Here is a 7,885-nt window from a genome sequence, read left to right on the forward strand (position 1 = left end):
TGCATACGTCGATAAAATGATTGTGGTAAGCACTTGATGGGCAAGGCTTTAGATGCAGAAGAAAGATTACATGTTTGCTTTAAAATAATCACAAGCATGATGAGCGCAAAGCACTTTAAATGTGACTTGTTCCATTTTAGAGATTTGTTTAAGATAAGATATAACTCATTGAGATGTATCATAGTATTCGTCGTTAGAAAACAATTATTGTGACATTATTTCAATGAGTTATCTATTTTTGTCGTGTACAGAGAAAAAATATATAAAAGTTGAATCAAATATTAAGAGCAAAAATCCTTAGTTTTAAATATAGATGAATGAAGACAGATGGTCATTAAGCGGTGTAATCAGCACTCTATCTTGGCTTAAATAAGTTATCGTTTTGTTATACCGTTAAAAGCATAATTTATTAAAAAATTTAGAGTTTTAGTTCGCTATCGCTCTACTGTGAACCATAAATGATTAGAAGGATGGGCTTTGTTGTACAAACCTATTCTTAAAGCCATCTTTAGCAATATAATTTCCGAATGAAGAAGCCAGCACCTAAAATTGACCGTACAAGCAATTGCTCCTCATATAACCGAGTTCTCATTAATCGTGGAAATATTGCCATTTGGTTTGATCTTGAAACTCAGAGGTATGCTCATTATTGAACAAAGTAGCAAAACCAGAAGTCATACAATATGGCTTCGACTTTTGTCTCTTAACTCGGTTGGAGGAACGCCAAACCAACTTTTAAAGTTGCGACTAAAAATAGATAACTCTGCATAGCCCAACTGTAGAGCAATATCCGTCAAATTCACATTGCCTGCATCAAGCATACGCAGTGCTTCTTTTTTTCGGACATTTTCGAGTATATCTCGATAGCTTGTTCCTTGCATTTTTAAAGCGCGCTGAAGCTTTTTCGGATGCATGCCCATACAGAGTGCGATATTTTCAATGCTGCAGTCTCCTGTCGCCATCAGCATGCGGACTGAACTCTCTATCAGTGCGGTATTGTCTTCAGTTTTGGTGCTGCTTTGTGTTTCAAGCTGTTGTACGATTAGTTGATTAATGGCATCTTCATTAAAATTATAGGGTTTATAGCTTAAAAAGCTTGCCGGAAAATAAAGTGCATCTTCATCGGTTTCAAACTCTACTTGACATGAAAAATGTGCTTGGAAAGTTTGAGCACCTTTTTGTGGTGGTTTTTGCTTGAAGCAAATTTTTTCAGCATGCCACTGTGAACCAATCAAATCTTTGAGAATATTCGTGACAAGGCAAATGGCCAGTTGTGATTTTTGTGGTACATCGGTGTTGTATTCACTTAAACGCACAAAGTTCAGCTTACAGAGCAGAGCATTATGTTGCGAGACGTGGAAGACAATGCCTTCAGCATGTAAATAGACATATTTTTGCGCCACGCTTAAGGCTTCAAGTATGGTCGTTTGTCGGGACATGTAGACGCCAATCAAACCGATTGTGCTAATATTTTGGAGTGCACCGAGTTTTAAACCGAAGCAGTCATCCTGACAGGCTAAGGCCGTTTTTTCCAATAAATTTAAATAATGATCATAATGAATAAATGAATCTGGATCACGGAGTAAAGCAGGTAAAATCCCGATCTCTTTCAAGATTTCTATAGGGTTTACGCCATAACTAGGGACTAAGTCTTCAAAACCGCCGAGGCTGGCTGCACGAATATAACTTCCCATTACAACATTCCGTGTTGTCCTAAAAGATCAATTTAGTGTCCTAAAAAGTCAAGCATAATTCAAGTCATTTGTTAAAGTAGGATAAGAGATTATCTCAACCAACATAGAAAAGAAGTATTGAATCACCATTTTTAGCCGTGAAAGGAAAAGCATATGCAACTTACGGTTCAGTCTCATATCGAGCAAACAGTGATAGAACAGACATTACACGATTGTTTTCAATTACAGCGCAAAAGCTTTCATCAACAAGGCATTGAAACGATTGCACAACGCAAGCAACATTTACTGAATTTAAAAGCACTGATTAACAATCACCGTGAAGCAATTATTGACGCCTTGAATCGTGATTATGGCAATCGTTCACGCCATGAAACCTTATTAGCAGAAATTATTACTGTCACGGATGACATTAACGGCAGCATCAAACATTTGAAGCAGTGGACCAAAGTACAAAAACGACATGTCGATCATAGCCTGTATTTTGGTGCAAAAAACCGTGTGATTCCGCAGCCACTGGGGGTGATTGGAATTATTGTGCCGTGGAATTTCCCCATCAATTTGATGTTTTCACAGTTGTCGGCCGTGTTTGCTGCGGGAAATACGGCTATGGTTAAAATGTCTGAAAATTCAAGACATTTGGCTGAATTGCTGATTGAGTTAAGCCCCAAATATTTTAAAGCAGAAAAATTACAGATTTTCGATGAGACTGGTGAAGTGGGTATCGCATTTTCAAAATTGCCGTTTGACCACCTGATGTTTACTGGCTCTGGTGCGACAGGGCGTAAAGTCATGGCTGCTGCAGCACAAAACTTAACCCCTGTGACTCTGGAACTGGGTGGTAAATCTCCTGCGGTGATTGACCCTGAATACCCTATTGAGAAAGCTGTAGAACGTATTATGTTTGTGAAACAGTTTAATGCGGGACAAATTTGTACCAATGTCGATTATTTATTTGTACATGAGTCGAGGTTACAAGCGTTTATTCAAGCGGCATCAGTTTGGGTGCAGGAACATGTGCCTGATATTCATAGCAAAGATTATACTTCTGTGATTGATGAGCGTGCATTTCAGCGCTTAGTACATAGCTTGGCAGATGCTGAAGCCAAAGGGGCTAGTTTAATTAATTTAAATCAGCAAGAGCCTGATGCTGCGACACGAAAATTTCCACTGACTTTGGTGTTGAACAGTAATGATGAGATGGAAATTGATACGCGTGAAACCTTTGGCCCGATCTTGATGGTCAAAACCTACCAAAAGCCTGAAGATGTGGTTGACTATATTGTTCAGCGTGATCGTCCATTGGCCTTTTATCCATTTAGCAATAACAAAAGCTTAGTCGAATTTTATATCAGCAGAGTTATGTCGGGCGGGGTTTCGGTCAATGATGCCTTATTTCATGTCGGGCAGCATGACTTACCATTTGGTGGAGTCGGTGCCAGCGGGATGGGGCACTATCATGGCTATGAAGGCTTTTTGACTTTTTCCAAAATGCGTCCTGTGTTTTATCAGGCGGGTTTTTCAAGCTTGAAGTTTCTCGCGCCGCCTTACGGAAAATTTGCCAATTGGCTGTTGAATTTATTGATACGCATCAAATCATAAGTGCCTAAATTTTAAAACCTCAACATCACTTTTCACTTCAAGATGGATATTTTGAAGTGAAGGGGTTGGTGTATTTAAAAACAGAAAAATAAAACTATTAAAGGAGTTAATAGGATGAATAAAATAGATTTTGATTATGATCAAATTGTGATTGGCTCAGGCTTTGGTGGATCGGTCAGTGCTTTACGCCTTAGTGAAAAAGGCTATAAAGTCCTGATTTTGGAGAAAGGCTTACGCCGTGAAGATAAGGATTTTCCAACCACCAATTTAGACACCAAAAACTATTTGTGGCGTCCTGAACTGGGATTCAGAGGTACGATGCAATTTACTTTCACCAGTAAAACCACCATTTTGCATGGGGTAGGTGTTGGTGGGGGCTCACAAATTTATGCCAATGTACATTTAATTCCACCTGATGCAGTTTTTGAGTCCGAGGCTTGGACGAAAATTCGTAAAGATTGGAAAGACACCTTAAAACCATTTTATGGTCTAGCTCAACGTATGCTGGGTACAGCGAATAATACTTATACCAATATTGCAGACGACACGTTAAAAGAAGTTGCGAGTGAAATTGGATATGCAAATTCATTTAAAACGGTGAATACGGGGGTCTTCTTTTCACAAGTAGCTGGTCTGGAAGGACAAGTAGCGAAAGATCCGTATTTCAATGGAGAAGGGCCAGATCGTAACTCATGTATTTATTGTGGCAGTTGTATGTTGGGCTGTCGTAATAATGCCAAAAACACCCTCATGAAAAATTATCTGTATTTTGCTGAGCGTAATGGCGTTGAAATTCGCCCAAGCTCTGAAGTCATCAAAATTATACCCTTGAGTGAGGATGGTGGTGAAGGCTATGAAATCATCGTCAAAGAAACTTTAGGCAAGAATGTTCGTCAGTATAGTTTACGCAGTCGTGGGGTAGTGTTATCTGCAGGGGTGATGGGTACGGTACCGATGTTGTTAAAAATGCGGGATCAGCATAAGACTTTACCCAATATTTCTTCATTGCTGGGACAGGAAGTTCGGACGAACTCGGAAACCCTGACCACAGTGAACAATACTGGTAAAAAACTGGATGATGGTGTGGCAATCAGCTCCTTTATTTCAGTCGATGCAGATACCAATATCGAGGTCACACGTTTCCCTGAAGGTGCGGATGCTTCATGGATTTATATTCCATATGTGCCGATGGTGACTGGTCAGGGCTTTATGCGCTTTATGAAGTTTGTGTTCACTACACTGTTGCATCCCTTAAAAACCTTTAAAGTACTGCGTTATAAGGGTAAAGCCAAAGACTCTATTATTTTATTGGTAATGCAAAAGTCTGAAGCGTTTATTCATTTTGAATGGCGTAGAAAGTGGTATCGACTGTTCAAAAATAGTATCACTGCCGTGCAAAAAGAAGGGGACACGCCACTCACCGTTTCATTCCCAGCGGCTGAAGAAGCCACTAAAATGATTGCACAAAAGTTAGGTGGAGAACCGGGTTCTGCACTTACTGAAATTCTACTGGGAACGCCAACGACAGCACATATTATGAGTGGTGTCGCGATGGGCAATGACAAGTCGAATGGCGTTGTGGACTTCACTGGTCAAGTCTTTGGTTATCAAAATTTACGCGTATTAGATGGTTCGATTGTACCTGGAAATTTAGGTGTGAATCCCTCACTGACCATTACCGCACTGTCTGAATTTGCGATGAGTCAAATCCCAGTGTTCTCCGCAGAGCGGGCAGCAAAGATTCAGCGTATCGAATTTAGTCGGCCTTTGGAGGGACAGGTGTCTGACTTGAAGGGTACTGGTGATTTAGCCAGTGCATTAAGTAATGCTTAAAAAAGGGAATATGGTTTGGGCTGGTGATGGTGCCTAATACGGCAAAATAGACAGCCGAAGCAATACAATCTTGAGATCATTATCCTTCTAACGCTGTATGACAGCGTTAGAGGGCGTTACTGATTTGATAGGCTATGATTCAAAAATTCATAAGCTAAGAAGAGAGCGAAAAGCTGTCTTACCTTGTTACCGATTAATTGGGCGGGCATTACTGAGTCTATTCGTAAACCCAAAAGCCATGGTTTATTTTTTCTTTTTATAAAATATGACAAGTAAAATCAGAATAACTAAGATCAAAGTAATCATGACTGTTTCCATAGTTTGACCTCTAAATCTTATATTTTATCTAATTTTAACATGCTCATTCGATCACTATATATTCAAAATAGATCGTTTTATATTCTTTAAATATGGAGTTGCATATATATGATTATTCATATATAAATATATGTAAAGATTCCATTGAGTTTGAGTAAATGACTGCTACTCCAAAAGTGAAGATTTATCACAACCCTGAATGTGGTACATCACGTAATACATTGGCGTTAATCCGTAATGCCAATATTGAACCTGAAGTGATTGAGTACCTTGTAACACCTCCATCTAAAAATGAACTGATTCAAATGATCGCGGATGCAGGTTTAACGGTGAGAGAAGCGATTCGTAAAAATGTTGCTCCATATACAGAATTAGGAATTGATCAAGAGGATTGGACTGAAGATCAATTGCTTAACTTTATGCTTCAGCATCCAATTTTGATTAACCGTCCATTCGTGGTGACTGAATTAGGAACTCGTTTAAGTCGTCCGTCAGAACTAGTTTTAGAAATTTTACCACTCCCACAAAAGGGTGCTTTCACTAAAGAAGACGGTGAACAAGTACTTGATGCAAATGGGCAGCGATTGAAATAAAAATTTCATGGATATATGTGAATATTGATATATCCATATGTCAGAGTGAGTGAAAGTATGGATCAAATCAATTTCTTTAAATGTTTGGCTGATGAAACGCGATTCAACATCGTCATGTTGGTTCTTGGAAATAATGAACAGTGTGTTTGTGATTTGACTGAAAAACTACAACTCAGCCAACCCAAGATTTCACGGCATTTAGCCTTATTACGCTCTTCTGGTCTTTTACAAGATCGACGTCAAGGACAATGGGTCTATTACAGTCTCAATCCCAATTTACCTACTTGGTGTATAGACGTACTTAACACCCTTAAAAATGCTGATTTACAGCCAAAAGTTGCTCCATCATTTCAACAAATCAATAGTTATTGCGAGTAGAACAATATGAAATTCCTTTTTTTGTGTACTGGAAATAGTTGCCGTAGCATCCTGTCAGAAGTGCTGTTTAATAGTCGTGCCCCAGAGGGTTGGAAAGCATACAGTGCAGGTAGTAAGCCGTCAGGACAAGTGCATCCGTTGACCATTGAAACTCTAGAAAATCTTGGTCTTTCAACAGATGGCTTGTGGAGTAAAACTATTGATGACTACGAACAATATCAACCTGACGTGGTGATTACTGTTTGTGATTCAGCAGCACAAGAAGCGTGTCCACTTTATTTGGGTGGTGCGATCAAAGCACATTGGGGCTTGGCTGATCCATCACATTTAGATTTGCCGAAAGAAGAAAAGCTCAAAGCATTCCAAGTGACTGTAGACCATATTAATCGTCGTTTAGATGCATTGTTGGCACTCGATACAGCGCATATGTCTCGCCCAGATTTGATTGCCGCAATCAATCAAATTTCGCATATTGAATGAGAACATCATGGCTCAACAAAGACTGTCATTTTTAGATCGTAACCTCACGCTATGGATTTTTATTGCTATGGCGTTGGGAATTGCGATCGGTGTGTTCTTTCCACAAGCCTCAGTGGCATTGGATAAAATGAGTGTGGATTCCGTCAATATTCCAATTGCGATAGGTTTGATTTTGATGATGTATCCACCTTTGGCAAAAGTGGATTATGCAGCGCTACCACAAGTGTTTAAAGACAAAAAAACCTTAACTTTGTCTTTGGTACAGAACTGGGTGATAGCACCAGTATTGATGTTTGCATTAGCCATTATTTTTCTACATAGCTATCCAGAGTATATGACAGGCTTAATCCTGATAGGACTGGCTCGTTGTATTGCAATGGTCTTGGTGTGGAACGGTTTGGCCTGTGGGGATAACCAATATGTTGCTGCATTGGTGGCTTTTAACAGTATCTTCCAAATTTTATTTTTCAGTACCTATGCTTGGTTGTTCTTGACCTTCTTACCACCTTATTTTGGTGTTGCAGGGCAAGTGATCAATGTCGATTTCTGGACCATTACCCATGCGGTACTGGTGTATTTAGGGATTCCATTCTCTGTACACGACAAATTTCACAGAACCCTTATCCTATCAGGATTCTGCCTTCTTAAAATTGCCAAAATTTCCTTAAACTCTTCTTTTTTCCCAAAACCAATTAAACGCTGAATCGCCATTTGAACATAGTCTAAACCATAGCGAAATAAACTCATTGAGAGTCGTCCATGCTTCTTTATTTTTATCGCTTTTTTTTGATCATGTTGCCATTCACCCGTTAAGTAACACCAACAGAAGCTTATAGCTAACACCGCAATCAATTTTTTCACTCGTCTAGGGTCTGTCAAGCGCGTATTTTCAAGATTAAACCCGCGTCCTTTGAGACAACTGAATAAGGTTTCAATTTCCCAGCGTAATGCATAATCCTGAATAGCATTGGCATTAAACTGAGGAGAAAC

The 7,885-nt window shown here is 39.3% G+C and carries 7 protein-coding genes and 3 pseudogenes; 7 read left to right on the forward strand and 3 right to left on the reverse strand.

Annotation, left to right across the window (positions count from 1 at the left end; all coding sequences use genetic code 11):
- A pseudogene (locus tag ACNPNW_RS01005) lies at positions 1-182 on the reverse strand (IS4-like element ISAba33 family transposase); the annotation flags it as partial.
- A gap of 345 nt (positions 183-527) precedes the next feature.
- On the opposite strand from ACNPNW_RS01005, the pseudogene ACNPNW_RS01010 reads away from it, so the two are divergent.
- A pseudogene (locus tag ACNPNW_RS01010) lies at positions 528-644 on the forward strand (IS5/IS1182 family transposase); the annotation flags it as partial.
- A 30-nt stretch (positions 645-674) separates the two neighbouring features.
- Here the strand turns inward: ACNPNW_RS01010 and ACNPNW_RS01015 are convergent.
- Complete coding sequence (locus ACNPNW_RS01015) at positions 675-1,694, reverse strand: AraC family transcriptional regulator (protein WP_448766400.1); 1,020 nt, start codon at positions 1,692-1,694, stop codon at positions 675-677.
- Positions 1,695-1,847: 153 nt separating this feature from the next.
- Here ACNPNW_RS01015 and ACNPNW_RS01020 point away from each other — a divergent pair, with 153 nt between their 5' ends.
- The 6 genes and pseudogenes from ACNPNW_RS01020 to ACNPNW_RS01045 form a co-directional block, all read left to right on the forward strand.
- The gene (locus ACNPNW_RS01020) at positions 1,848-3,293 is read left to right on the forward strand and encodes a coniferyl aldehyde dehydrogenase (protein ID WP_262450301.1); all 1,446 of its coding nucleotides are present in this window, start codon (positions 1,848-1,850) and stop codon (positions 3,291-3,293) included.
- A 114-nt stretch (positions 3,294-3,407) separates the two neighbouring features.
- Positions 3,408-5,126 (forward strand): GMC oxidoreductase, encoded by a 1,719-nt coding sequence (locus ACNPNW_RS01025; protein WP_180644813.1) that lies wholly within the window; start codon positions 3,408-3,410, stop codon positions 5,124-5,126.
- Between the two features lie 476 nt (positions 5,127-5,602).
- The gene (gene arsC / locus ACNPNW_RS01030; protein WP_180644814.1) at positions 5,603-6,037 is read left to right on the forward strand and encodes an arsenate reductase (glutaredoxin); all 435 of its coding nucleotides are present in this window, start codon (positions 5,603-5,605) and stop codon (positions 6,035-6,037) included.
- A 57-nt stretch (positions 6,038-6,094) separates the two neighbouring features.
- Positions 6,095-6,415, forward strand: a complete 321-nt coding sequence (locus tag ACNPNW_RS01035; protein ID WP_004981310.1) for a metalloregulator ArsR/SmtB family transcription factor — start codon at positions 6,095-6,097, stop codon at positions 6,413-6,415.
- A 6-nt stretch (positions 6,416-6,421) separates the two neighbouring features.
- Positions 6,422-6,895 (forward strand): arsenate reductase ArsC, encoded by a 474-nt coding sequence (locus ACNPNW_RS01040; protein ID WP_180644815.1) that lies wholly within the window; start codon positions 6,422-6,424, stop codon positions 6,893-6,895.
- A gap of 7 nt (positions 6,896-6,902) precedes the next feature.
- Positions 6,903-7,487 (forward strand): annotated as a pseudogene (locus ACNPNW_RS01045) (arsenic resistance protein); the annotation flags it as partial.
- Between the two features lie 17 nt (positions 7,488-7,504).
- Here ACNPNW_RS01045 and ACNPNW_RS01050 read toward each other — a convergent pair.
- Positions 7,505-7,885 (reverse strand): transposase (locus tag ACNPNW_RS01050; protein WP_003281209.1); only part of this gene is annotated, 381 nt, incomplete at its 5' end.

The sequence above is a fragment of the Acinetobacter endophylla genome (assembly GCF_053543775.1).